The organism is Candidatus Paceibacterota bacterium, from assembly GCA_028714635.1.
Classification (GTDB): Bacteria; Patescibacteriota; Minisyncoccia; order Phycocordibacterales; family JAQTLZ01; genus JAQTLZ01.
On the sequence record JAQTLZ010000002.1, the window covers coordinates 126,891 to 150,169 of the forward strand.

Genomic DNA, 23,279 nt, shown 5'->3' on the forward strand with positions numbered 1-23,279 from the left:
TAATGACTCAAGCAGAAGCGCTGAAAATTTTAAAAACGGGAGCAAATATTTTTCTCACGGGAGAGCCAGGGAGTGGCAAGACGCATACTATAAATGAATATACGCGCTATTTGCGTCAATGCGGGATTGAGCCCGCTATTACCGCTTCGACAGGCATTGCCGCGACCCATATCGGAGGAATGACCATTCATTCGTGGAGCGGGATTGGAATTCGGAAATTTCTCAATGGATATGATCTGGATAAAATTGCGACCAGCGAATATGTGGCAAAGAGGGTCCGCAAAGCCAAAGTGCTGGTGATAGACGAAGTCTCGATGCTTTCTCCGGAAACTCTCTCGATGGTTGACGCGGTGTGTCGGGAAGTGAAAGGGAATACTGACGCGTTCGGAGGAATGCAAGTGATTTTTGTCGGAGATTTTTTCCAGCTTCCGCCGGTTGTGAAAGCAGATGTGGAATCTGAAAGCCAGTTATTTGAAGAAGAAGCTCCTCCTCGCTTTGCATATGGTTCGCCTTCGTGGAGAAACGCGAAAGTGCTTACCTGCTATTTGAGCGAGCAGTACCGCCAGGATGATAGTGATTTTCTCTCGCTTCTCTCTGCGATTCGGCAAAATACTTTCGGCGACGCGCATAAAGAACATCTTGAAGCGAGAAAGATTGGAGAGAAGAAAATTTCAAAAGATGTGCCTCGGCTTTTTTCTCATAATGCGAATGTTGATCTTTTGAATGACCAGATGCTCGGAGCACTCTCTGAAGAACCGCATGTATATCTCATGACCTCGAGTGGGAAACCCTTTTTAATTGAGGCGTTAAAAAAGGGATGTCTCTCTCCCGAAAAACTTTCACTGAAAATCGGCGCATCGGTGATGTTTACCAAAAATAATCCCAAAGAAGGATTTGTAAATGGAACACTCGGTACTGTTTCCGGATTTGAGTCGAGTTCAAATTTTCCTATTGTACAACTTCGAAATGGAAAAAAGATCGTGGTAACTCCGCTCGAATGGTCCGTGGAAGAAAATGGAAAAGTGCGAGCGCAAATTTCACAGCTTCCTCTTCGTCTTGCATGGGCGATTACGGTGCATAAAAGCCAAGGGATGAGCCTGGACGAGGCGGTGATGGATCTTTCGCAGGTGTTTGAATACGGACAAGGATATGTGGCCCTTTCCCGCGTGCGCCGACTTTCAGGATTGCATCTTCTCGGTTGGAATGCAAAAACATTTCAGGTGCATCCGGAAGTGCTCTCGAAAGATGAGTCATTTCGAATTGCGTCGGATGAGGCGGCAGAAATTTTCGGGAAAATTTCTGCCGCCGAGCTCGACAAAATGCACGACAATTTTGTGAAAATATCTGGAGGGAACAGGCCAAAGCCAAAGATCGGTAGCTCGGAAGTGAAAGGTGACCCCAGTAGCGAAGCTATGCTCGCTACGGGGCAAGGAAAGAAAACGCTCGAAAAAATAAGAGAAAAACATCCGAATGCCTATCGTAAATGGGATGAAGCCCAAGATAAACAACTCAAAGATTTATTTGCAGAAAAGAAATCAATCCCTGATCTTATGAAATTGCTCGGAAGGAAAAAGGGTGCAATTCAGATGCGTCTTTTGAAATTCGGACTTATCGAGGATGATGGTTTTTCTTTAGCCTTTCAGAAGAAAAAAGCAAAAAAGAATGGATAAAGCGCTTATTCAAAGATTGGAAAAAGCAATTTCAGAAAAAACATTTCCCGGATGCGTCTTGGGAATTGTTTCTCGTGATGGCAAAAGGAGCATTTTTCCAGTTGGGAATTTTACTTATGAAAAAGATTCTCCAAAAGTTACAGAAAACACGATATATGATCTGGCTTCAATTACGAAATCAATCCCAACTTCTTGTGTTCTTCTGAAACTCCTTGAAAAAGGGAAGGTGAATATCGAGGATAAAGTTACGGATTTCATTCCCGAATTCGGAAATTTTCCTGAAAAAAAAGAAGTTACAATCAAAAATCTTCTCACCTATACATTGGAGCTTCAAGTTCCTGGACTTTCGTCGCTTAAAGATAAGACTTCGGAAGAAATTGTTGCGGAAGTCGTGAATGCACCTCTCAAGTCTCGGCCCGGTTCAAGATTTTTCTACAACAACGCAACAGCGCTTCTCATCGGTTTTGTCATCCAGAAAATTATAAAAGAACCGCTCGATATCTATGCTGAAAGGGAATTTTTTGCACCGCTCGGTATGAGTCGGACGACATTCCATCCGGAGCGATTTCCGAAAATGGAAATCGCTCCAACAGAAATAGACGACTGGCGGGAGAGAGTAATTCAAGGTGAAGTTCATGATGAAAGCACCTTCACGCTCCAGAAAAAATATTTTTTTGGCATTGCCGGAGCTTTTTCTACGGTTCCCGATTTTCTCAATTTTCAAGAGATGCTTTTGAATGGGGGAGTCAAAAACGGAAAAAGATATTTCTCTGAAAATATGATTCAAAAAATGCATACCAACATGATGCCGGACGCGAAAGGTGAGCCAGTAGGCCTCGGCTGGAATATTTATAATCCTCTGTATATGGGCACCAAAACAAGCAAAGAAGTATTCGGCAAAACTGGTTTTACCGGCACTCTTGTTCTGACCGATCCAGTGAAAGGTGTTGGATTTACACTTCTTTCAAACAGAACTTTTCCAAAACGCCCAAAAGATTCAAATCTCATAAACGCCGTCAGAGGCGATATTGCAGACATAATTTTTTCATAAAAAAACAGCTGAAACTAAACTGTTATCTTGTCGTGTTATACTAAGGGCCGTTCTGTCCTTTTTGCTGTTTGGCCTCGGAATCTCTCTTGAAAGGAGGGGTTGTGAAGAATAAAAGTGTCACACACCCTTCGGAAAGGGTGGTTTTGAAGCGTGTCGCTTCTGTTGTGCTTCATGTTTACGCTCTCATCATGCTTATTGCGGTGGGGCTTAGCATGCAAGCAGTGCTTTCCGCTGTTTCAGCGTATCTTTTCATAAGATGCGTTATCGTCATCGTCCAGTTCGAGCGTGAAATAAGAAGAACTGACGAGGGCAAGGAGCGCAAGCATTTGAAAAAAGGAGACCGGGCAAAGCTCGCTCCCATTAACTGGGTGCGCAGTATCGGTTTCTTTAGCGTACACGTCGTCGGAATTGCAGGGCCTTTTGTGGTTGGCTGGAGTTGGTGGGCGACAGGCCTTGCGGTCTTTCTCTACTACCTCCGGATGTTTTTCATCACCGGTTTTTACCATCGGTATTTTAGCCACAAAAGTTTCAAGTCATCTCGTCGATTCGTTTGTATTATGGCGCTCTGCGGGGCAAGCGCTCTTCAGAGGTCCGCCACTTGGTGGGCAGCGGTGCATCGATGGCATCATGCTCATTCGGATCAAGATGAGTCAGACAGGCACTCTCCAGTCGTTTGGAATATATTTGAGACGCATTTCGGCTGGCTCAACAGAAAGGGCGCAAAAATATTCAAGCCTCTTTCTGATGAGTTCATGCAGGACCCAGTCTTTGTGAAAAGTCAGAAGTATCCATGGGTGTATCTCCCGGCCGTCATTATGGCCCTGGGGTGTTACATCTTGGGCGTGGTCCTTTCACACTGGTTCTATGATGTGAGCGGTGGGCAATTGCTTATCGCGTTCTTCACAAGCACGACAGCTCTCTATCACGGCACAGCCTTTGTGAACTCTATCACGCACATGATGGGCGAACGGTCTCATGATACGAAGGACAACAGCGGAGATGTGTGGTGGCTCGTACTCTTCGTTCTCGGAGAGTGGAAGCATAATAAGCATCATCACGATCCGAGTGCCGCAAAAGAGAGTGAATGCGATCCGACCTATTGGGGGCTCCTTGTCCTCGAAAGGCTGGGGCTCATTTGGGATTTGATCCCGGAAAAGGAGGAAAGAGATAAGTTAAGGGCTGCTTGAAAAAGCGCCCTTTTTTCATTCTCTTTATGATATTCTAAATGCATATTTTCATTACTATGCCGGAGAAGAAAAAGAAAAAATCGAAACATATCCACGTCAAAGATGTCTATTTTGCGGATATGGGCGGGAAGATGAAAAAGGGATTTGGACGCTCTCTCGTTAGGAAAATTTTTCATCGGCCTGTTTTTAAGCGCGAAATTCATCACAAGACTTTCTCGGCAGATTTTAGCGCTACAAAACTTCGTTGGTACTCCAATCTTTTGAATATGTTCTACTTGAAGCTCGATGGTACCGCTTCCTGTTTTTTTACCGATGAAGGAACGCTCGTGATTATTTTCATGGTTTGGGGAGATCCCGATGCGGAAGAATTTTTCGAAATGCCGGAGATGAAAGGTGAATTTGTGGAGGATAGGGAAGCGACCCAGAAGAAAAAGAAAAAGAGTTTGAAGGTGGATAAGGATTCAGTGAAGGAGGAAGTGAAAGATGACGGGTATCACCTTCAATATGAAGAGACGTATAAAGATCACGGAAAAGAAGTGAGAATGTTTGAGCATGTGATTTATTCCGGAATTGATAAGCTGGTTTTCCGGGCGATTGTCCCACCGAAAGTTTTGCCGGAGACTCTTGATGATATTTTGGCGATTGCAAAGTCGCTTAGAATAAAGGTAACTTAATAAAAGACAGAGAAGCCCTGCCCGACGAAGTCGGGCAGGGCTGTTGCGTTTTTTTTTCGTAACGAGTAGGGTAAAGAGCGGAAGGTAACGGCGAAAACCTTTAATTTCGCTACTGTTTTTTGTGGGAGGGCTAGTAATATGTCGCCTGTGAATAGTGATAGGGCATACGTGCCAATTTACTTGGCACTGGACAAGAAGGACTGGGAGCAAGCATCTCCGCTCCTTCGCACGCTCGGCAATCGCATTGATGGAGTCAAGATCCATCGCATCTGGGATGAGCTTGGCGCGAAATCTGTTTCGATGATTCGCGACCTTGGTGTCCCTGATGCCTGGGTTGATCTCAAGCTTTTTGATACGCCGGACACCGCGGCCGAACGCGCCGAACAGGTCAAGAAAGCTGGCGCCAAAATTTTGACCGTACACGCCAAGGGCGAAGTCGAAATGATGATGGCTGCGGTCAAGAACGGTCCGGAACTGGTTCTCGCCATCACGGAACTTACTTCGCTTACGGCGGAGCAGGTGGAAGTGGGCGGTGGCCTCACGCCTAAATCGGCCGTGCTTCATTGGGCGCGTGTTGCCAAGCTGGGGACTGTTGGTGGAGTCGTTACTTCCGCACTGGAAGTGGGCATGCTCTCGAAACGACCGGAACTCAAGGGTTTCGTTCTGGCTGTCCCGGGCACGCGCTCTGCGGGCGTGGACGTCAACGACCAGAAGCGTTCGGATACGCCTTACAACGCGGTGCTTGCGGGCGCAGGACTTATCGTCGCTGGTCGGCAGGTGACTGCCGCGGAAGACCCCGTTACCGCTATCGAAGCGCTTCGGGAAGAAGTCAACAAGGCGAGTGATGAGCGGCTTCGTCTCTTGCAGGAGATGGGAAAGAAGAAAGTCGCGTAACAACCCGGCTCACCCCGCCCATCGGCATTGTGCCGACGGGCGGGAAAGCCGAAGACAGAAGACAAAGAAAGGAGAGTACCTTGCATAAGGACCAAATAAGTCAGACGGCGACGTCTCTGATCCATTTCGATCGAGACACGCCTGTGCTGGAAATCCTCCGTCTCTGTGGTGGAGTCTACCTCTGCCCTAAGGATGCGGCGGGGAAACGTGTCGGCCCGCTCGTTGGGTACGCTGGAAAAAGCCCGCGCCTGAAGACTAATCTCGTGGGGGATATCTACGCGAATTTCTCCACGGCCGAGCGCTACTGGCACGTCATGGCTGAGTTCGCGCGGCGTCTCGTCGAGAACCCGAGATTCCAGGAGATTCTTCCGAGACTGGACGGTCTCTGTGGGATGCCCATGGGCGGGATTACATATTCGTCGCACCTTGCGCGAGCATGTGATCGTACGGGGATCTTTCTGGAAAAGCTGGTCACCGCGGTGGCGAACCCGATCGAGGGGACGAAGGAAGAGTCCATTCTGGTGGCCGGTCGCTGCGAGATTATCCTTGGAGCCAACTACGCGATCGTCGAGGACGTTACCAATAACTTTTCCACCACGCTGAAAGCGATCGGTCTGATCGAAAAAGCTGGCGGAAAGGTCATTGCCATCTGCAGTATCCTGAACCGTTCACCGAAGCATACGTCTGACTTTCCGCTTCCGGACGGTCGGGAAATTCCGGTCATCTCGGCTTACCAAGAGCCGTTCCCGGAATTTGAGACGGATGACGAGGCCGTTGCGGCGGACATTGCCGCTGGAAACGTGATCTGGAAGCCAAAGGAAAATTGGCCCAAGCTCATGACCGCGATGGATGCTGCGCGTGAGACGGCGCTAGCGAATCAGTCGGACAAGCCGTCCGGTTCGTAAGTTGTATTCGAATCAATTGTTTCTTAGTGCAGAGTCGCTCGCCCGGACTCTGCGCTTTTTTATTTGTCTGAATTTTGTTACAGTTGCCAGCATGAAATCAGAACTCATGAGTTTCCACACGAAAGACAAGCTTGAATTGCCGGGGCTTTTATATGAACCAGCACGAAAGAGTAATAAAGTAGCCATATTTCTTCATGGAAACGGCAATGGATCTGTTTTTAATAATCCTGTTTTGCAAAATACTATTGGTGACGCGCTGACGAAAAAGGGTATTGCTTATTTCCCATTCAACAATCGCGGGTCTGGGTATATCAGGAGTTTCAAAAAAATGGTGGACGGAAAGAAAGTCCGCCGGAATCTTGGCATGGCATTTGAGCTTATTAAGGATTGTGTGATTGATATAGATGCCGCGCTTGCGGCCCTGCGCAAGCGCGGCTACTCCGAATTCTACTTACTCGGTGTTTCGACGGGAGCGAACAAAATCTGCGTCTACAACTACTACAAACCGAAAAATATTTTCTCAAAATTTATTTTACTCGCTCCAGGCGACGATGTCGGCGGGTATCTCGATATGTGGGGTCCGCAGAAATTCGGCGCAATGCTTAAGATGTCGAAAGATAAGATCAAAGCAGGGAAGGGCGACGAGCTTGTTCCGCAAAATCTTTCCAGCTACAACTTTATTTCATTTAAATCTCTGTATGACATGATCAATCCCGATGGGAACTACAATGTTTTTCCGTATTTTGAAGTTTTGCATAATCTCGACCTAACGAAAAAGAAAAAAATTTGGCGAGAATACCGGAGTCTCAAAAAACCAACCCTTGTTCTTATGCCAGGAAGGGACGAGTATTGTTATGGAAAGATAAAAGAAGTAGTGAAAATGCTCAAAGGAAATGGCAGCGCCACGAATTTCAATTTCAAAATTCTTCCCGGCTCATTGCACGGATTCTGGAAAAAAGAAAAAGAATTGGCAAAAATTCTCGCAGATTGGATTTTTGGGTAAAAATAAAGCGCGCATAAACATCTGGGAACGTAAGGTGCGCGCTTTTTCGGAGTTGTGGCCGCGGGGGCCTCTCGTCCGGTCATAATACGACTGCAAGCTGATCGAGTGGGACTCGATGGGTCTTGCATTTCTATAAAGTACGAAGTCGCGGCGCTCGTAGCTGGGCTGCTGTGGGTCATTCAGGCCAGAACGACTTGACCGCGGCGGGCCGTCTCGATTGAGATCGGCTCGCACCTTTGCGTCGGCGCGTCTTCAGGCAACCTCGCACAGGTGTCTTCCGGGGGCATCGGGATCGTCTCCACCTTGTAATTCTGGTGGAAGACCACCGATTTAGGCTGAATGATCGTGTCGTCGTCGATGGTGATTGTCGTCTTCGTGGCCGTGACCGACAACTTCGCATTTACGATCGAGATGAGGACCCAATGGAACTCTGCACCCTGTGGCATGAGAGCGATCCCTCGCTTCATGATGGCGTCCAGTTCGGCGTGGAAGCTGGACTTTGCCACGATGAAGACCGGTGGCAACTCCTTCGGCTGAACGGCATTGGACGGCTGATGCGGGTTCCAGTGTGCGATTTCAACCTGGCACATCCTCGCTTCAGCGGGGACCGTTTCTCCGGCTGCGACCCGAATAGGATCCAGGGTGATGCTTCCCCCTGCACCGACGCCGATGTGGCGCTCTCCGAGCTTCTTTTGCAGCACTACTGCTTGCTGCGATACGGCTAACGATCGTTCCCGCATAACTGCCTGCCTTTCTCCCCATGTCAAGCATGAGGTACTGTAATCTCCCCGTATCGACGGGGCAAACTTCTCTCATAATTCTATCTTTTTATCTCGCCTCACGCTATAGTAGGGGAAATAAATTTTTATGCACACGCTTCTTGTTTTTGTTCTCCAGTGGAGTTACCTCGGTATTTTTGTCGTTGTCTTTGCCGAATCAGGATTTCTTCTGGGATTTTTTCTTCCTGGTGACTCACTTCTTTTTACCGCAGGACTTCTCGCTTCGCAGGGAATTTTTAATATTTGGATTCTCGTTCCTCTGATTGTCATCGGCGCAATTCTCGGAGACAGTTTCGGTTATTACATGGGCAACAAATTAGGCCCGAAAATTTTCGTGCGGAAAGATTCATTTTTTTTCAAACAAGAGAATGTTGAAAAGACAAATCATTTTTATGAAAAATATGGAGTGAAGACGATCATTCTCGCGCGATTCGTGCCGATTGTTCGCACTTTCGCTCCCATCTTTGCTGGTGTGGGTGGAATGAAATACGCGACATTTCTTTCTTATAACGTGATTGGAGGATTTCTTTGGGGTGCTGGAGTGACTCTTGCCGGCTTTTTTCTCGGGCGAGCCTTCCCAGGAATTGAGCACTATCTCACTTATATTATTATCGCGATTATCCTCCTCTCTTTTGTTCCAATTCTCTTAGAGTATTTCAAGAAGCGAACAGCTTGAAAAGTTTTATAAAAGTTGTATAATAATCTCTTCAAAGAGTCCTTTCAGGAGGGTTGAAGACATGCCAGTAGACAAAGCGAAGTTGGAAAGAGAGATTCTCGCGGCTCTCCTCTTCAATCGTTGCATGATGACTGAGGGAGCGCTTCGCCAGAAACTTGGCACCTCTATTCCGTTGCCCGACCTTCTTGAGGTCAAACAAGACCTCATCGAGCGCGGTCTCATTGAAGAAGATCTGGGTGGGAGAAGTCCTACACTCATCCTTCTCGATGGGAAATAGTTTCCTCGCCATTCCAGGAGCCTCACCGCTTCTGGATTTTTGTTTTTAGCGTTATACTGGTATAAATTTATGACCACTTTCGGCCTCATCCTTCTTTGTTTTTTTCTTTTTGTCGGCTACATTTCTATTTATCGAAGAAAAGATCTGTTTACTCCTACGCAGGATCGTATATTTTTCACGCATCTCGTTATCATCGTCTTATTTATTGCAGTGAGTATTGTGAATGCCTTTCATCTCGTCGATTCGGTGAATGTGGGAGTCCACGATTTTCTGCAAACGTTTTGGAATTCGAGCTTTGATACGCCGATGATAATGGCTAGTTTCCTCGCCAGTCCTGAAACGCTTGCGATCCTTTCCTGCCTTCTCCTTATCGTCCTTCACTTTAGGCACGAGCGTACACTTTTCTTTTTCACTTTCATTTCGCTAGTAGGTGCCTTGGTTTCTAATCTCATTTTGAAAGATCTTTTCAAATTGGTTCGCCCTGCAGTTTCTCTCATTCCTGAAACTTTTTGGAGTTTTCCAAGCGGACATTCGACGATGATCGTCGTGTTTCTTTCTTGTTTGTATTACTGCTGGACTCGGATGTATCCGAATGTGGGGAAATGGAAAAAGCAGGCCGCGCTCTTTGCCGTTTTTCTCCTTTCTCTCCTCGTTGGCTTCAGCAGGCTTTATCTCGGTGTTCATTGGCTCTCTGACGTCGTCGCCGGCTTTCTTCTCGGGCTTTTCTGGGTGACTTTTGCATATTTGAGTCCTAGGCCAAAGTCTGTATAATCTGGCTCAATGATCCTTCTCGACGGAAAAAAAGTAAGTAAAGACAGGGCTCTTGAGCTGAAAGCGCAAGTTTCGGCTTTTAGAGTTGCTCCAACACTTGCCATTCTTCAAGTGGGGGATGATGAACGTTCGAGCGCCTATATCCGCCAGAAGAAACTTTTTGGAGAGAAAATTGGGTGCAAAGTGTTGCATGTTACATTTGAAAGCACTGTCTCGCATTCTGACATTATTGAAAAGGTAAGGGAATTGAATGCTGATATATCTGTCCATGGAATTATTTTGCAGTTGCCAATTCCTACTAATCTCGATTCGCGCTCTATTATTGAGGCGATTGATCCGAAGAAAGATGTAGACGGACTCCACTCTGAAAACGCGAAAAAACTTACGGATGGAGATGTAAGCGGATTTATTCCTGCAACAGCCAAAGGGGTGATATCACTTCTTGATGCGTATAAAATTCCAATTGCGGGAAAGAAGGCAACGGTAGTGGGACGCTCGGCTCTCGTGGGTACTCCGACAGCACTTTGTCTTACAAATCGCGGCGCGAATGTGACAGTGGTACATCGCGCAACTGTGAATATTCCCGCAAAAACAAAACAAGCTGACATCCTTGTGGTTGCGGCAGGACATGCAAAGCTTATCGACGCTCGTCACGTTTCGGCAGGTCAGAGCGTTATTGATGTAGGAATCAATTTGGTGACGGGAGAAAAACTTGAGGATGAAATTCCCAAGAAAAAGTTGGTGGGTGATGTGGATTTTGATGAGGTGAAAGATATCGTTGGGGCTATTTCTCCGGTACCGGGAGGAGTGGGGCCGATGACTGTTCTTTCTTTGTTTGAAAATCTTATCCTCGCCTACGAAAGGGCTATTAATTAGTCGTGGTATAATAGGAGAAAATATATTAGTAGTTAATTCACCCTGTTAAATATCGCACTTCGCGCGATCCCGTAGACGGGATTTAACAGGGTAAAAAAATATGGACGAAAATAAAATAGGAAGTGGAACGAGTGTAGATCACTCACGAGTAAAAAAAGCTCTCGCGCTTTTTCTGGTAATTGTTTCGATATTCTTTGTTATAAAAACAGTCAATGAAGTAAAGAAGGGTGAGCTTATCGGAAGCGGTACAACAGCGACGAATCTCATTTCAGTTTCAGGAACGGGGGATGTTTCGGCAGTTCCAGATATCGCAACTTTTTCTTTGACGGTTACGAACTCGAATAAATCCGTATCTGTCGCGCAAGGAGCAACCACAGAAAAAATGAATTCGGTTCTCAAAGTTTTGAAGGATACCTATAAGATTGATGAGAAAGATATTAAAACGACGGGCTACGATATTCAGCCGAATTATGATTATGTCCAAAGCCTTTGTATTCAAGGAGATTGTACTTCAGGGCGGCAAATTCTTCGAGATTATTCAGTATCACAGAGCATAACGGTGAAGGTGCGTGATACTGCGAAGGCAGGAGATATTATTGCAGCTGTCGGACAACTCAATGTGAATTATCTAAGTGGCCTTACATTTAGCATCGATAACCAAGATGCGCTTAACGAACAGGCTCGAAAGAAAGCGATTGATCAGGCGAAAGCGAAAGCAGAAGTATTGGCGGGGGATTTGGGCGTGAAGCTTGTGCGAATCGTGAACTTTAGCGAGAACGGAAATTATCCGATTGCATTTGATAGAGGAATGATGGCATCTGCGCCGATGATGGAGAAAGCAGTGGCACCCGACATTCCAAAAGGGGAGAACAAGATCACTTCAAACGTGACGATTACGTACGAGATACGCTAGAACTAAGGATATTTTTGATAAGAAAAACTGCCGGTTCTGGCAGTTTTTCTTTGTTGACTTCTTTTTTGAAAAGAGTACTATATATACGAACCCCGCGGGGTGTTTTTTAATCCAAAAAAATATGTCAAAACTCACTGAATATGTTAAAGACACACAAGCAGAATTGAAGCATGTAAGCTGGCCGACACGAAGCCAAGCTATTGCTTTTACTGTTGTTGTTATTCTCATTTCTATCGTCGTATCATTTTTCCTTGGACTTTTCGATTCACTTTTTCAGTATTTGCTTTCACAAATCGTTTAACTTTTCCTCATAACTATGGCAAAACAAAAAATAGACGAAGGGCGAAATTGGTATGTCATCCACACCTATGCTGGATATGAAAATGCCGTTGCTCGAAACCTAAAACAGCGCATCGAATCTCTTGGAATGGAGAACAAGATTTTCAACGTGCTCGTTCCAACAGAAAAGAAGATCAAAATTAAAGGAGGGAAGCGAGTAGAGGAGGAAGAGAAAATTTATCCCGGATACATTCTTGTGGATATGATCGTGACTGATGATTCTTGGTACGTAGTTCGAAACACTCCTCGTGTGACCGGCTTCGTCGGCTCTGGAGTATACCCAGTTCCAATCGATCAGAAAGAAGTAGACGCGCTCTTCAAGAGAATGCAATCCGATACCGTAAAGCACACGATTGATCTTGCTCCAGAAGACCATGTGATGATCGTTGACGGCCCATTCAAGGATTTGGACGGCAAGGTAAACGAGGTTGATCAGGAAAGAGGCAAGGTGAAAGTGCTTGTTTCGATGTTCGGACGAGAGACGCCAGTAGAACTCGACTTCCTTCAGGTCAAAAAGGCTTAAAAAAGTTTAGCTGAAGCAAACTTTTTTAACGTCGGGCTTTTTTCCTGAAATAATGAAAAAAGCCCGACGTAAACTAGTTCAGTTGCAAATAAGAAGAAATTAAGATAACCTACACACACTTATGGCAAAGAAAGTAACAAAAAAATTGAAGCTTGTGATCGCCGGGGGAAAGGCAAACCCAGCTCCACCAATTGGCCCTGCGCTTGGTCAGGCTGGTATTAACATTGGGGAGTTCGTCACCAAGTTCAACGCTGCAACCAAGGATATGATCGGAGACCTCGTTCCCGTACAGGTTTTTGTATACGAAGACCGAACATTCTCTTTTGTCACCAAGACTCCTCCCGCATCGAGCCTTATCATGAAGGCGATCAAGATCGACAAAGGTTCAGGCAAGCCAAACACCTCAAAAGTAGGAAAGATCAGCCGAGCGCAGATCAAAGCAATTGCAGAAAAGAAACTTCCTGATTTGAATGCGAATGATTTGGCTGGGGCTATGAAGATTATTGAGGGAAGCGCCCGCTCAATGGGGGTTGATGTGATCTAAATCACATCAACCGACCTTTTGAGACAGAATTCCGCGTATGCGCGGAAATTATGTCCAAAAGGTGTACTGCTCCTGTAAGGAGTTGATGTGATTGGATAAATAATGATAAAAAGCCCCGCGCCGTAAGGAGCGGGGCTTTTCTTTTTCCTGTGATATAGTATTTTCATGGAAAATTTTACTCCTAAAAATCCAGCCGAACTCGAACTTCAGCTCCAGAAGGCCAGCCAAACTCTTGGAGAATCTATTGCCGTTCCTTCTAAAATAGCAGATACGCTTGGTATTTCTTTAGAAGACCTTAAGGTCAAGTTTCCTCGACGATACGAGGCGTATCTCAAGCTTATCCGAGCTGAGAAAAACAACCAGGAAATTCCGCAAGAAGATCTCGAACATTTTCAAAAATGGATTCGAGCACTTAACAATCTTGATCGTTATATAGAATCACAAAAGACCGAAATCGGCAGAACCCTTCGTGAAAAACAAGTAGGCGTTTTCGAGGATATGAGGGATTTCGTGGAAGAGGGTGGCCAGGCTGGTTACGTTAAATTACCTACGGGATTTGGTAAGACTGTCATTTTCTCTCAATTCGTAGAGGCTCTTGGCTTACGTACACTTATCGCAGTCCCCAAGAAGAATCTTGTCCACCAAACAGCAAAAAGCCTTGAACGGTTCACTGATCTTGATGTTGGAAAACTGTATCAATATGCCAAAGAGCACGATAAGCCAGTGACGGTTAGTACATACCAATCGATGATAAAGGAAACTGAAGATGGAGGATTAAAGCCGGAAGAGTACGACTGCCTTATCTTGGACGAAGCGCATAAAGCACTTGGGCCAAAAAGTGTTCACACCATTGAAAAGTTTGATCATGCGCTCCGGCTCGGATTCACAGCCACTCCGCAATATTCTGAAACAAAAGGAGTGCAAGATCTTTTGGAAACAGAAATCCACAGCATCTCGATCAAAGAGGCTGTGGACGATGGGGCGCTTTCCTCCTTTTCGGTCATTTTAGCAAGAACTAAAGTAGACCTTTCGAAAGTAAAGGTGAAATCTGACGGAGAATATGATGAAAAAGATTTGGAAAAAGCCATAAACGTAGCTTCCCGCAATATGGCTGCAATCAATCTTTATAAAAAGATGTTTAATGGAAAACACGCAATGGCCTATTGCGCTGGTGTCGAACATGCCCGGGAAGTTGCACGACTTTTCAACGAAGCTGGCATCAAAAGCGTAGCGGTCGCAGGTGAAGACCATCTTTCGGAAGAAGAAATGTTGGATATCTTTGAAAAATTCCGTTCAGGAGAGATCAAAGTGATTACCAATGCTGATATTTTTGTCGAAGGATTCGATGAGCCGAAAGCTTCTGTGTGTCTCAATTTGCGCCCAACCGCATCACCGGTCGTGGCAGAACAGCGGGGCGGTAGAGTTTTGAGACTAGATCCTTCCGATGAGAATAAGCACGCGTTTATCGTTGACTTTGTTGATGAGGATGAGAAGGCAGATTCCATAAATATTTCTTTTGCAGAAGTTGCGGAAGCTTCTGAATTTCCTCCGAGGACAAACTCGCGTCTCGGAGAGGTCACTCCAGATCAAACTGAATCAGTTTCTCGCGAGAAAAGCGATATTGTCATCGAAGGGCTGGAGCTTGTAACTGATCCGAATGAAGTTATGAGGCTCGTACAGAACAAGGCGTCCAGAAAAAAAGGAACAAATGCCGAGCTAGAAGCTCAGGAAATACCGAAATGCCCGGAAGGATGGCTTGCCGTTTTGTATTTTTCTGATGACCAACATAAAAAATATGGTTTAAAAAGATATATGGAACGTTCCATAATTTCTAGGGTAGAGCGCAAAAACGCGCATCTCTTCGGTCAATTTAGAAGCGAGCGAAAAACGCAAGATACAGAGTGGTTTTTGTCGCCTGAAGCGCAGGCTCTTATTGAAAAGGATATGGCTTATCATGCGGGGTGGGACTTGAAAGAGAGAGGATATACTTCTGGGCTTGAGCTCAGTAAAAGATTCGCTCTTTTTAGAGAAAAATTTCGACATTTGGAAGATGAAATATCAGAGGCGGATCCGCAAGCGATAATTACCCGTACCTATCAGAGATTTTATTCTGCGGATGCAATAAAAGAAATTGAGGCTGTTTATGGCAAGTTTGCTCCAGAGGGATGGATTTATCGGGCGGATATCTTCCGTAAATATTTTGGCGGTAGTAAAACTGGGGGTGACGCAGGGAACAAGTTGGTGGAAAAGTTGAAGAAAGAGATGCCTGATGAAGTCGATGTGTTTGTGAATAGGCCAACTGGCCATAGTTTAGAGTTCTATTCGCCTCGTTTTGTTGAAGAGTTTGGGAAGAGAGATATAACCAGTGTCTACAAAAGCAAAGAAGAAAAAGCAAAGCGCATCGAGGATAAGAAGCGGGAAGGTCCTCCTTCGGGGTGGTTTCCTGTGAAAGATATTGTTATTTTGTGTCGAATTAAGGAACCTTTCCTCAGGCGCAAATTGAATGATATGGAGTTTTTGCACGATAATGAAATTAAAAATCTCGCTTTCGGCTTTAAGACGAACATACTCTGTGCCACGGCAAAAATAATTCGCCAAATTATCCTGGATGATTGTAAACGTATCAAAACGGGAGAGCCGCCAGCTGGCTGGCAATCAACAGATGAGATTTTACAGGCAAGAAGCTTAGAACTGCAAGATTTCTACTATAAACTTCTTTCTTTGCTGCCGACTCCAGAGACTATGAAGAGATATACAAAGAAAGGTGTCACTGACTACTATTTCAGTCCTGATTTTTTGGCAAAGTTATAATTCTCGTCTTCGTCTATACTTATATAGACCAAGAATTTATCGTATATGTTAAACTAATTCCATTATCATCTCTTTATTTTTATGAACAAAAAAGGATTTTTGCCGGTTCTCATTGGAATAATTATCGCACTTCTTTTAGTCGGCGGGGGAATATTCTATTTTGTTAAAAAACAGCAAACGGTATCTTCCTCTGTTGATGCTGTTTCTACTGCTGATTGGAAAACATATGGAAACGAGAAAGACGGTTTTGAATTTCAGTATCCCCCAAAATTTAAAATTGACCCAAATGCTTCCGAAGTATTTTTCGACATAACAGGAGAAGATAATCAGGTATTTTTTAGTGCTTCTGCTGACCCGATCGTGGATGCACATGGAGTACCTTTGACTTTCGAAAAGTGGCTCAAATATTATGGCTTTGACGAGGGGTACAAAAGAGAAAACAGAACAATCAACGGGAATTCATGGCTACGTTTAGAAGGTTCGGGTCGCGGTAGGACTTTTTATATTCTCGTGAAAGGAAATATGATGTACAGCTTTATTATGGGCTATGGAGCTCAGAATCGGCCGGACTTGCTTTTGTTGCAGGATAAAATTGTTACCACTTTCAAATTTACCTCTAATTCCATCTCCACTTCCGATTGGAAAACATACAGAAACATAAAAGAAAGATTTCAAATGCAGTATCCTCCCAGTTGGAAGGTGGTTGAAAATGTTTCTGCTCCATATCTTGTAAAATTTGTTGATCCTCTTCGTGAAGCAAAGCCGGGTACCGATCAGTCGGAAGATATGGTCTTAGTAGGTACGGGCACAATAAAACCCGCTGACTGGGAGAAAGGCTCCGGTTCGGTTTTCTGGAAGCAGGATTATGTAACGGGGGAACGCTACGTAAGAATGTCAGCCTTTGATGAAACTTCAGAAAAAATTGAAGAAAAAATTCAGTCTAGTTTTAGATTTTTAGAAGAAAAGGCGGGATGGTCTAGCTATCGAAGTACAACAGATCAATTTGATATATCTTATCCCGGCCTCTCGGCTCTGAATTTTTGGAAATTAAAGCAAGAACCCATAGAAGTTTATACCAATAAGTTACTTTTCGATTCAAGAGGGTGTCTTATAAGTAATCAAAAAAATCCTCTTGAATATATTGGAAGCCCTCTTCTTGGTGGTATTCAATTTTGTCTTAATCAAAGCATTGATCGTTCGATGGGAAATGTTTCTCTCGATTATTACTACACTACATTTAAATTCGGGAAATTTTATGTAATTCACCTCAAGTCTGAAGGTCTTTGCACAGCCGATTCTTCAAAATCCTCTGATATTTGCAGTCTTGATAACCCCTCTGTCCAGTCGCGCATAAGGCAAGATGGGGATGAAGTTGCACTGTCTTTCAAATTTTTGGAGCCAGATCAATCAAAAGCTGATTGGGATACGTCCCCGGCAGATTGGTTGGTTTATAAGCACCCGATTTATGGGTATTCTCTCAAATATCCTAGGAGTTTCTCGAACCATGATAGAGGAGAATCAGGAGAGAATTTAATTCCGCCCAATGATTATTTTGAGGGAACCACATTTCATGGCGGAGCCAGTTTTATAACCGGTATAAATGATGTTGATGAAAAAAACTGTTCAATGATACCTTATCGTTCCACTCAAGAGCTGGCCCGTGTTGTGAAGGATGGGCAAGTCTATTATAAAATTCAAACGAGCACTATCATGGCGGGAGATCCAAGGGACAGAGATCTCACTATTCAATACAGCGCGTTTAAGAATAGGGTATGCTATCAACTTACATTGAGCATGTATATCGTGAATCCTTCATCTGTTTATTCCAATCCTGAAGAAATTCTCAATGCCCAAAAACAGAATATTATAGTGGAAGAGAAGTTGAAAAAACTATTTGATGTGATTGCTCAGACTTTTGTTGTACCGGCTAATTAGAGTCTCTCCAGTGTTACCCTATATCTATCAACAGAAAATACTATCATATATGATAGTATTTTAGGAAAGGGAAAGGTCTACGTATAAGTGCTTTTTGATTACATAGTGAAACCAGATGCAATCATCTCACTAAGTTTCTTGCGCAGTATCTCATAACCATCGGGGATTTTTCTTCCTTGTTTTGTCTCCAGCATATGTTTTATGGGTCTTATAAGACCTGGGAATTTCGATCTTCTCAAGAGATCTTTGTCCTTTTGACCACTATAGAATGAGAAAGTCTGCTCTGCGAAAAGATTTCCATAATCCCACAAGCCAGCAAAATCTGCTGCCGGATCTGCGATGTCGATATCTGAAAAATCAATAATGCCGGTTAAGGCTCCTGTGGTTTGGTCAAAAAGTATATGTTTGTTGTTTAAATCATAATGAATTATTTTTGGTTCAAAGTCGAAAGACAGACCGAGATATTCATTGAACTGGTGTTCAACCCAGTCAACCTCTTTGTTTGTCAATTCAGGAAAAACTTTCTCTCGTAACTCTTTTAAAATTGATTCGATATTTCGCTTTCCCCACCAGTGCCCTTTCGGATCAGCCTTGAAACCGCAGTTTCTCAATATCTCCGTCGGCGTCGAATGTAAATCCGAAATAAATTTTCCTAATGCTTTGGCGATATCAGTTTTTTGAATTTCACTTTGTGAATTGAAAAGTTCAGGTTGCATTTCAGTACCAGTCAGCATTTGATATCCACCAAAGCTCCTGTCTTTAGAAAGATAGATATATTTGGGAATGGGTAGCGTTACTTTTGTGAGTAGGTGTTCTAGGAATTTTACCTCCACTTGAAAACGTCGAATATAATTCTCCGATTTAGGAAAACGGAAAATGAGCCTATCGTCCAAGACGATCACATTGTTATCCCATCCATGAGTGATCAATCTGGAATTTTGAAACGAAACTTCGGGGAATTCCTTTTTTATAAGCTCCAGATATTCTTCTTTTGTTCTTTCCATAACTATTTTTCCAAAGTGACCCAAGAATATTTCAAATCGCCAAACATTTTTTCTTCTCGGAAAGTTTCTTTCTTGAATTCGTTTTCGTATTCTGGGAAAAATGTGTCGGCTGGGATTTCAGAGTGAATGATTGTGAGGTAGAGCCTGTCTGCGAAGGGGAGTGCTTGTTTGTAAATTTCTCCTCCACCGATGACGAAGATTTCGGCCGCGCCTCCTTCAGAGGCGCGGCCTTTTTCGAGCGCCTCTTCGATCGTATTTGTCACAATGCACCCTTCCGCTTTGAAATCTTTATTTCTGGTGACGATGATATTTGCACGGCCGGGGAGCGCCCGTCCTATGGACTCATACGTTTTTCGTCCCATGATAATGGGATGCCCCATCGTAAGCGCTTTAAACCGCTTCAAATCCTCTGGAATCCGCCACAGAAGCTTATTTTCCGTGCCGAGGCCACGGGTTTTCTCGCTTATTCCAGCTATCATGTTTACTTTTGACATAGTAGGGTAATTTCTTTTCTTATTATTTTCAAACTGTAAACCTCTTACGAAATACTATATACTATTATCTATGTCAGAAGCTAATATAAAAAAGATCTTAAGCAATACTGCTGATCTGAAAACTCGTTTTATCGGTGATTACAAGGAATTAAAGAAAATCGTCGACACATTTAAAAAAATCGGTTATCGAATTGTTTTGACTCAAGGCGTGTATGACCTTATCCACGAAGGCCACGCAGCTTATCTTGAAAAAGCTCGCTCTTACGGAGATCTTTTGATTGTCGGCGTTGATTCTGATGAACTCACGAAGCAGAGAAAGGGGCCGAATCGCCCTATAGTTCCGCAACAAGAAAGAATGAAGATGCTTGTTCATTTACGGCACGTTGATATTGTGACGATACGCGAAGCGCATCACAAGATCGGCGATCTTATCCGTCTCGTGAAGCCTGATGTGCTCATTGTTTCGAAAAGCACCAGCGATTTTACGAACAAAATGGTCAACGAATATACGCCGTATTGCAAAAAAATTGTCTCTCTTATGCCGCAGGCAACCACTTCGACATCAGCTCGCGTTAGAAATCTTACTCTCGAAGGAGCAGAGAAACTGGCCGGAGAGATCTCCAAACTCACTGAAAATTTCATATTTAAGATCAGGCAAGCGTAATGAAAAAGGTTCTCGTCGCTTTTGTTCCGGTTATCCATCTCGGGTATCTCGATTTTTTCAAGAAGCATAACTGTCCGCTCTATGTCATTGGGTCGGAATTTTATGCTGAATTTCCAAAGTTGGAACGAGATGTCCGCGCTCTTTCTCCGGAAATAATTTCTACGGCACTTAAAGCGATAAAAATTCCGAGAGAAGTAGTTCTTCTTACCAAAAAGGATCTTGGAGATTTGAAAAAAGTTTCAATTGTCATGCCGGATGATGAGCTCTCGAGGGAATTTGCAGAAAAGTATCTGAAGGGCACGAAAATTGATTTCGAATCAATCTTTTTGCGCTGGAATAAAATTATTACTACGTCGGAATTTACAGTGCCTCCCAATCGAACTATTTCCTACGAAACTTTCGATAGAGAAATGTTTCCAAAGGTAAGAAAGGAAGCAAAAAAAAGTTCTGATTGGTGGAGGCAAAACGGCGCCATCCTTCTTCGAGACGGGAAAATCCTTGTGGAGAGCCATAATCGTCATCTTCCAACGGATTTAAGCATGGATGTTTTCGGCGATCCGCGGAGCAATTTTGATGCAGGGGAGAAGCTTACGAAAAAAATCGGAGGAATGGAGATAACTCCGAATGATCTCTCCACCGTCATCCATGCAGAAGCATCTGTTATTGGGATTGCAGCGAAAAAAGGGATTCCTCTCGAAGGGACATCGCTTTATTGCACCACTTTTCCTTGCCCCACTTGCGCGAAATTAGTTGCCGAAGCCGGAATTAAAAAAGTTTTCTATGAAAAAGGGTATTCAATTCTCGATGCCGAAAGAATTCTCCAGGCTTTCGGGATTGAAATAATTTTAGTAAAAGAAAAGTAATCTCACTCCTTCTCTTCCCATTTGAACCCAAATTGTTTTTCCGCTTTCAGGTCGGGAGAAATAAGATGAGCGTGCAGATGTTGCACCGATGCTCCCGTGTATCTCGTGTCCCCGAATCTCATATGAAGTATGCCGCCGGGGGTTTTCTTTTTCTGTATAAAATCTTTCATCATACTGCGCAGTTCCTCCCACGCTTCTTTGGACATTTCTGTTATATCCGAGATATGTTTTCTATGGATAAAAAGGAGGTGAACTTTGGTATTTTTGTACGGATACATATTATCAGTGGCAATCCAGTAGGCGCCTTTTTGATGTATCGGCCTCTCGTGATGTTTATGGAGTTCTTCTTCGCAAAAAGGGCACACTTTTTGCTTAGCGATCTTTTTGATCACCTCCTCGTATACTCCACGCTTTGAGTTCGCGATATTTACGAAAGATTTTTTCGTTTTTGCCATACAGATGATTTTTAAACTGGGGTCGGAATAATCATCGCTGGGTGAGGCTCGTAGTCGGAGAGCGTGAAATGTTCAGGTTTGAAATCAAAAATGTCTTTTATATTTGGGTCGAGTGTTACTGTTGGGAGTCGCTTTGGTTCTCGTTTCAAAAGTTCCTCGACATAGCTGTATTGGCTTTCGTAAATATGGGCGTCAGAAAAAGTGTGTACCAATTCTTTCATGGTGTAGCCGAGAAGCTGTGCCACCATCATACCGAATCCTGCATACTGAATGATGTTAAATGGCACTCCGACAGGGAAGTCCGCGCTTCTTTGGAAGTGATGAATAACAATTTCTTTTGTTTCGGGGAAAGCAAGAATGTGAATCCAGCCGTGGCATGGTGCAACCACTACTTTTCTTTTGAGGGTACTGTGCTGGATGGCGTATTGCGGGATCCATGGGCTTATAAAATGGGTTCGCAGGTATGGGCGTTCTTTCAGCTGTTTAATTACGTTTTCAATCTGGTTAAAGGGTGTTCCTTCTTTGGTAGGGAAGCTTGCCCATGCCGCTCCGTATGAACCGTCTCCCAAATCTCCTTCGGGAAGTCCGAAGATGTCGCACTTTTCTTTGGTTACCCATCGTCCCCACCATTTACAGCCGAATTTTTTCAACTCCTCATTGGTGCGAGCACCGTGAAGGAAAGCAATGTGTTCTGCGAGAGCTCCCTGGAAAAATTTTCCAGACAAGTCGCGTTCGGTGATAACAGGAAAGCCGTTCTCGATAGGGTAGCGAAGCTGGACTCCCACGAGCATTTTCGCTTTTTCTCCCATTTTTCCGGTAGGAAGCCGGCTATGAATAGGAACAATCTCGCGCCCCTCTTTCATTATCCTCCTTAGAATATCTTGATACTGGCTATCAGGAGTTCGGTCTTTGAGTGGTTTCATTGCAAGTATTATAGAGGGTTTTAAAAAGAAAAGAAAATCGCCACAATGGGTGCCCTCGCTATACTTGACAATATAATCATATATGTTAAAATAATACAAGATTCCGTCCTTTCAAAACGGAACATTTTGGGGAAACAAACGTGGAGGTGGAGCGTGAGAAAGATTCCGTTTGCTGTTGTCATTATTATGGTGGTTGTGGGGTTTGGTGCAGGCGCTTTCCTGCTCATCTCCCACGACATGGAGCGCGTGGAGAAAATACAAGCATTGGGGTTCAAGGGAAGGCTTGTTGGGGCAGATCGGCACATCGAAATTGCCGAGCATCCGCCGGGCCAGTTTCTTCCAGGCTACACGGTCGGCCATATCATGTGCCGATCCTATTTTGAAAAGGACTGGCGTGTTGCTGGGACAGGCACGCAGTTTCCCGACGAGAGCGTCGTAACCGCTATGCATGTTTTCGGCAAGTGCGAGGAACAGAAGCGCTATTGGGGATTTCGCCCCCTAACTTCGGATACTATTCGAGGGAAGGGGCTAATCATACCAATCGTCTCGATGTCTCCTACGAAGGCAGGAGACGATTCAGCAATCTGTGTTCTCGGCAAGCCGGGCGAAGACGAATACCGAAATCCTTTTTGCGGCCTCTTCTCCGAGAAAGAGGACTTGACGGAGTTTCAAGAAGGTAAGGACGGCAAAATCAACGCCGTACCGTACCAGGTCAAAGTTCGGTTTCTCTCTCGTCCAGATGTCGTCCTACAGGGGCAATATCTCATGGATGCACGCCCTGGAGCACAGTATCTCCTGTTTCCCGTGCAGGGCGGGGTGGCATCTGGGGAGAGTGGCACTCTCGGTATCATCGAGGGCGATCAAACCAAGTTCCTTTTGCTTACACAGCAAAGGGCGCGTCGGTTTGGGGTCGCGTTTGTGGTGAACCGAAACCAACTTGTTCCGAAGAAGTAAGAAAGTAGAATAAAATCCGCTAAACAGACATCCGATTTGTTTAGCGGATGTTTGTTTTCCGGCGTTTTTTTATACAAAAAACATGCTAATATGG

26 protein-coding genes are annotated in these 23,279 nt (G+C 44.4%); 20 read left to right on the forward strand and 6 right to left on the reverse strand.

Annotated features, from left to right (window positions below; translation table 11 throughout):
• The first annotated feature begins 2 nt into the window (after positions 1-2).
• From PHS53_02040 to PHS53_02070, 7 genes are all read left to right on the forward strand, one after another.
• The gene (locus PHS53_02040) at positions 3-1,670 is read left to right on the forward strand and encodes a PIF1 family DEAD/DEAH box helicase (protein MDD5356905.1); all 1,668 of its coding nucleotides are present in this window, start codon (positions 3-5) and stop codon (positions 1,668-1,670) included.
• A complete protein-coding gene (locus PHS53_02045) occupies positions 1,663-2,721 on the forward strand; it encodes a serine hydrolase (GenBank protein MDD5356906.1) in 1,059 nt (352 codons plus the stop codon). Before PHS53_02040 ends, PHS53_02045 begins: the two co-directional genes overlap by 8 nt.
• Positions 2,722-2,822: 101 nt before the next feature.
• On the forward strand, positions 2,823-3,908 hold the full coding sequence (locus PHS53_02050) for an acyl-CoA desaturase (protein MDD5356907.1): 1,086 nt from the start codon (positions 2,823-2,825) through the stop codon (positions 3,906-3,908).
• A gap of 38 nt (positions 3,909-3,946) precedes the next feature.
• A complete protein-coding gene (locus tag PHS53_02055) occupies positions 3,947-4,582 on the forward strand; it encodes a hypothetical protein (GenBank protein MDD5356908.1) in 636 nt (211 codons plus the stop codon).
• A gap of 138 nt (positions 4,583-4,720) precedes the next feature.
• Positions 4,721-5,476 (forward strand): orotidine-5'-phosphate decarboxylase, encoded by a 756-nt coding sequence (gene pyrF / locus PHS53_02060; GenBank protein ID MDD5356909.1) that lies wholly within the window; start codon positions 4,721-4,723, stop codon positions 5,474-5,476.
• 80 nt (positions 5,477-5,556) lie between these two features.
• The gene (locus PHS53_02065) at positions 5,557-6,381 is read left to right on the forward strand and encodes a hypothetical protein (protein MDD5356910.1); all 825 of its coding nucleotides are present in this window, start codon (positions 5,557-5,559) and stop codon (positions 6,379-6,381) included.
• Between the two features lie 91 nt (positions 6,382-6,472).
• Positions 6,473-7,384, forward strand: a complete 912-nt coding sequence (locus tag PHS53_02070; GenBank protein MDD5356911.1) for a DUF1749 domain-containing protein — start codon at positions 6,473-6,475, stop codon at positions 7,382-7,384.
• A 179-nt stretch (positions 7,385-7,563) separates the two neighbouring features.
• On the opposite strand, the gene PHS53_02075 is transcribed toward PHS53_02070, so the two are convergent.
• Entirely contained in the window at positions 7,564-8,124 is a 561-nt protein-coding gene (locus tag PHS53_02075; GenBank protein MDD5356912.1) for a hypothetical protein, read from the reverse strand.
• Positions 8,125-8,251: 127 nt separating this feature from the next.
• Here PHS53_02075 and PHS53_02080 point away from each other — a divergent pair, with 127 nt between their 5' ends.
• The 8 genes from PHS53_02080 (at position 8,252) to rplK (ending at position 13,082) form a co-directional block, all read left to right on the forward strand.
• Positions 8,252-8,839, forward strand: coding sequence for a VTT domain-containing protein (locus PHS53_02080; GenBank protein ID MDD5356913.1), 588 nt, complete (start codon positions 8,252-8,254; stop codon positions 8,837-8,839).
• A gap of 61 nt (positions 8,840-8,900) precedes the next feature.
• Entirely contained in the window at positions 8,901-9,116 is a 216-nt protein-coding gene (locus tag PHS53_02085) for a hypothetical protein (protein MDD5356914.1), read from the forward strand.
• Between the two features lie 69 nt (positions 9,117-9,185).
• On the forward strand, positions 9,186-9,887 hold the full coding sequence (locus PHS53_02090) for a phosphatase PAP2 family protein (GenBank protein MDD5356915.1): 702 nt from the start codon (positions 9,186-9,188) through the stop codon (positions 9,885-9,887).
• Positions 9,888-9,896: 9 nt separating this feature from the next.
• Entirely contained in the window at positions 9,897-10,763 is an 867-nt protein-coding gene (locus PHS53_02095) for a bifunctional 5,10-methylenetetrahydrofolate dehydrogenase/5,10-methenyltetrahydrofolate cyclohydrolase (GenBank protein MDD5356916.1), read from the forward strand.
• A 100-nt stretch (positions 10,764-10,863) separates the two neighbouring features.
• Positions 10,864-11,676 carry an SIMPL domain-containing protein gene (locus PHS53_02100; protein ID MDD5356917.1) on the forward strand — a complete coding sequence of 271 codons (813 nt, stop codon included), beginning with the start codon at positions 10,864-10,866 and terminating at the stop codon, positions 11,674-11,676.
• A gap of 121 nt (positions 11,677-11,797) precedes the next feature.
• A complete protein-coding gene (gene secE / locus PHS53_02105; GenBank protein ID MDD5356918.1) occupies positions 11,798-11,977 on the forward strand; it encodes a preprotein translocase subunit SecE in 180 nt (59 codons plus the stop codon).
• Positions 11,978-11,992: 15 nt separating this feature from the next.
• Positions 11,993-12,538, forward strand: coding sequence for a transcription termination/antitermination protein NusG (gene nusG / locus PHS53_02110; GenBank protein ID MDD5356919.1), 546 nt, complete (start codon positions 11,993-11,995; stop codon positions 12,536-12,538).
• Between the two features lie 121 nt (positions 12,539-12,659).
• A complete protein-coding gene (gene rplK / locus PHS53_02115; protein MDD5356920.1) occupies positions 12,660-13,082 on the forward strand; it encodes a 50S ribosomal protein L11 in 423 nt (140 codons plus the stop codon).
• Here the strand turns inward: rplK and PHS53_02120 are convergent.
• A complete protein-coding gene (locus PHS53_02120) occupies positions 13,079-13,249 on the reverse strand; it encodes a hypothetical protein (GenBank protein ID MDD5356921.1) in 171 nt (56 codons plus the stop codon). The two genes, rplK and PHS53_02120, sit on opposite strands and share 4 nt — an antisense overlap.
• Between PHS53_02120 and PHS53_02125 the strand changes: the two genes are divergently transcribed.
• Positions 13,248-15,893 carry a DEAD/DEAH box helicase gene (locus tag PHS53_02125; GenBank protein ID MDD5356922.1) on the forward strand — a complete coding sequence of 882 codons (2,646 nt, stop codon included), beginning with the start codon at positions 13,248-13,250 and terminating at the stop codon, positions 15,891-15,893. The two genes, PHS53_02120 and PHS53_02125, sit on opposite strands and share 2 nt — an antisense overlap.
• Before the next feature lie 81 nt (positions 15,894-15,974).
• Positions 15,975-17,828 carry a hypothetical protein gene (locus PHS53_02130; GenBank protein ID MDD5356923.1) on the forward strand — a complete coding sequence of 618 codons (1,854 nt, stop codon included), beginning with the start codon at positions 15,975-15,977 and terminating at the stop codon, positions 17,826-17,828.
• Positions 17,829-17,926: 98 nt separating this feature from the next.
• Here PHS53_02130 and PHS53_02135 read toward each other — a convergent pair whose 3' ends face one another.
• Positions 17,927-18,832 (reverse strand): aminoglycoside phosphotransferase family protein, encoded by a 906-nt coding sequence (locus PHS53_02135; protein ID MDD5356924.1) that lies wholly within the window; start codon positions 18,830-18,832, stop codon positions 17,927-17,929.
• A 2-nt stretch (positions 18,833-18,834) separates the two neighbouring features.
• On the reverse strand, positions 18,835-19,326 hold the full coding sequence (locus PHS53_02140; GenBank protein MDD5356925.1) for a dihydrofolate reductase: 492 nt from the start codon (positions 19,324-19,326) through the stop codon (positions 18,835-18,837).
• A gap of 70 nt (positions 19,327-19,396) precedes the next feature.
• Between PHS53_02140 and PHS53_02145 the strand changes: the two genes are divergently transcribed.
• Together PHS53_02145 and PHS53_02150 are read left to right on the forward strand one after the other, a co-directional pair.
• Entirely contained in the window at positions 19,397-19,990 is a 594-nt protein-coding gene (locus PHS53_02145) for an adenylyltransferase/cytidyltransferase family protein (GenBank protein MDD5356926.1), read from the forward strand.
• Entirely contained in the window at positions 19,990-20,853 is an 864-nt protein-coding gene (locus tag PHS53_02150) for a deaminase (protein ID MDD5356927.1), read from the forward strand. The genes PHS53_02145 and PHS53_02150 overlap by 1 nt, the downstream gene beginning before the upstream one ends.
• A gap of 2 nt (positions 20,854-20,855) precedes the next feature.
• Here PHS53_02150 and PHS53_02155 read toward each other — a convergent pair whose 3' ends face one another.
• A complete protein-coding gene (locus tag PHS53_02155) occupies positions 20,856-21,308 on the reverse strand; it encodes an HIT domain-containing protein (protein MDD5356928.1) in 453 nt (150 codons plus the stop codon).
• A gap of 11 nt (positions 21,309-21,319) precedes the next feature.
• Positions 21,320-22,231 carry a thymidylate synthase gene (thyA, locus tag PHS53_02160; GenBank protein MDD5356929.1) on the reverse strand — a complete coding sequence of 304 codons (912 nt, stop codon included), beginning with the start codon at positions 22,229-22,231 and terminating at the stop codon, positions 21,320-21,322.
• Positions 22,232-22,384: 153 nt separating this feature from the next.
• Here thyA and PHS53_02165 point away from each other — a divergent pair, with 153 nt between their 5' ends.
• Positions 22,385-23,185, forward strand: a complete 801-nt coding sequence (locus tag PHS53_02165; protein MDD5356930.1) for a hypothetical protein — start codon at positions 22,385-22,387, stop codon at positions 23,183-23,185.
• Positions 23,186-23,279: the final 94 nt, after the last annotated feature.

Excerpts from the sequence above, each read along its gene's own strand:
- PHS53_02040 (MDD5356905.1), top strand. The coding sequence starts at position 3 with ATGACTCAAGCAGAAGCGCTGAAAATTTTAAAAACGGGAGCAAATATT.
- PHS53_02045 (MDD5356906.1), top strand. The coding sequence starts at position 1,663 with ATGGATAAAGCGCTTATTCAAAGATTGGAAAAAGCAATTTCAGAAAAA.
- PHS53_02055 (MDD5356908.1), top strand. The coding sequence starts at position 3,947 with ATGCATATTTTCATTACTATGCCGGAGAAGAAAAAGAAAAAATCGAAA.
- pyrF (MDD5356909.1), top strand. The coding sequence starts at position 4,721 with ATGTCGCCTGTGAATAGTGATAGGGCATACGTGCCAATTTACTTGGCA.
- PHS53_02070 (MDD5356911.1), top strand. The coding sequence starts at position 6,473 with ATGAAATCAGAACTCATGAGTTTCCACACGAAAGACAAGCTTGAATTG.
- PHS53_02075 (MDD5356912.1), bottom strand. The coding sequence starts at position 8,124 with ATGCGGGAACGATCGTTAGCCGTATCGCAGCAAGCAGTAGTGCTGCAA.
- PHS53_02080 (MDD5356913.1), top strand. The coding sequence starts at position 8,252 with ATGCACACGCTTCTTGTTTTTGTTCTCCAGTGGAGTTACCTCGGTATT.
- PHS53_02085 (MDD5356914.1), top strand. The coding sequence starts at position 8,901 with ATGCCAGTAGACAAAGCGAAGTTGGAAAGAGAGATTCTCGCGGCTCTC.
- PHS53_02090 (MDD5356915.1), top strand. The coding sequence starts at position 9,186 with ATGACCACTTTCGGCCTCATCCTTCTTTGTTTTTTTCTTTTTGTCGGC.
- PHS53_02095 (MDD5356916.1), top strand. The coding sequence starts at position 9,897 with ATGATCCTTCTCGACGGAAAAAAAGTAAGTAAAGACAGGGCTCTTGAG.
- PHS53_02100 (MDD5356917.1), top strand. The coding sequence starts at position 10,864 with ATGGACGAAAATAAAATAGGAAGTGGAACGAGTGTAGATCACTCACGA.
- secE (MDD5356918.1), top strand. The coding sequence starts at position 11,798 with ATGTCAAAACTCACTGAATATGTTAAAGACACACAAGCAGAATTGAAG.
- nusG (MDD5356919.1), top strand. The coding sequence starts at position 11,993 with ATGGCAAAACAAAAAATAGACGAAGGGCGAAATTGGTATGTCATCCAC.
- rplK (MDD5356920.1), top strand. The coding sequence starts at position 12,660 with ATGGCAAAGAAAGTAACAAAAAAATTGAAGCTTGTGATCGCCGGGGGA.
- PHS53_02125 (MDD5356922.1), top strand. The coding sequence starts at position 13,248 with ATGGAAAATTTTACTCCTAAAAATCCAGCCGAACTCGAACTTCAGCTC.
- PHS53_02120 (MDD5356921.1), bottom strand. The coding sequence starts at position 13,249 with ATGAAAATACTATATCACAGGAAAAAGAAAAGCCCCGCTCCTTACGGC.
- PHS53_02130 (MDD5356923.1), top strand. The coding sequence starts at position 15,975 with ATGAACAAAAAAGGATTTTTGCCGGTTCTCATTGGAATAATTATCGCA.
- PHS53_02135 (MDD5356924.1), bottom strand. The coding sequence starts at position 18,832 with ATGGAAAGAACAAAAGAAGAATATCTGGAGCTTATAAAAAAGGAATTC.
- PHS53_02140 (MDD5356925.1), bottom strand. The coding sequence starts at position 19,326 with ATGTCAAAAGTAAACATGATAGCTGGAATAAGCGAGAAAACCCGTGGC.
- PHS53_02145 (MDD5356926.1), top strand. The coding sequence starts at position 19,397 with ATGTCAGAAGCTAATATAAAAAAGATCTTAAGCAATACTGCTGATCTG.
- PHS53_02150 (MDD5356927.1), top strand. The coding sequence starts at position 19,990 with ATGAAAAAGGTTCTCGTCGCTTTTGTTCCGGTTATCCATCTCGGGTAT.
- PHS53_02155 (MDD5356928.1), bottom strand. The coding sequence starts at position 21,308 with ATGGCAAAAACGAAAAAATCTTTCGTAAATATCGCGAACTCAAAGCGT.
- thyA (MDD5356929.1), bottom strand. The coding sequence starts at position 22,231 with ATGAAACCACTCAAAGACCGAACTCCTGATAGCCAGTATCAAGATATT.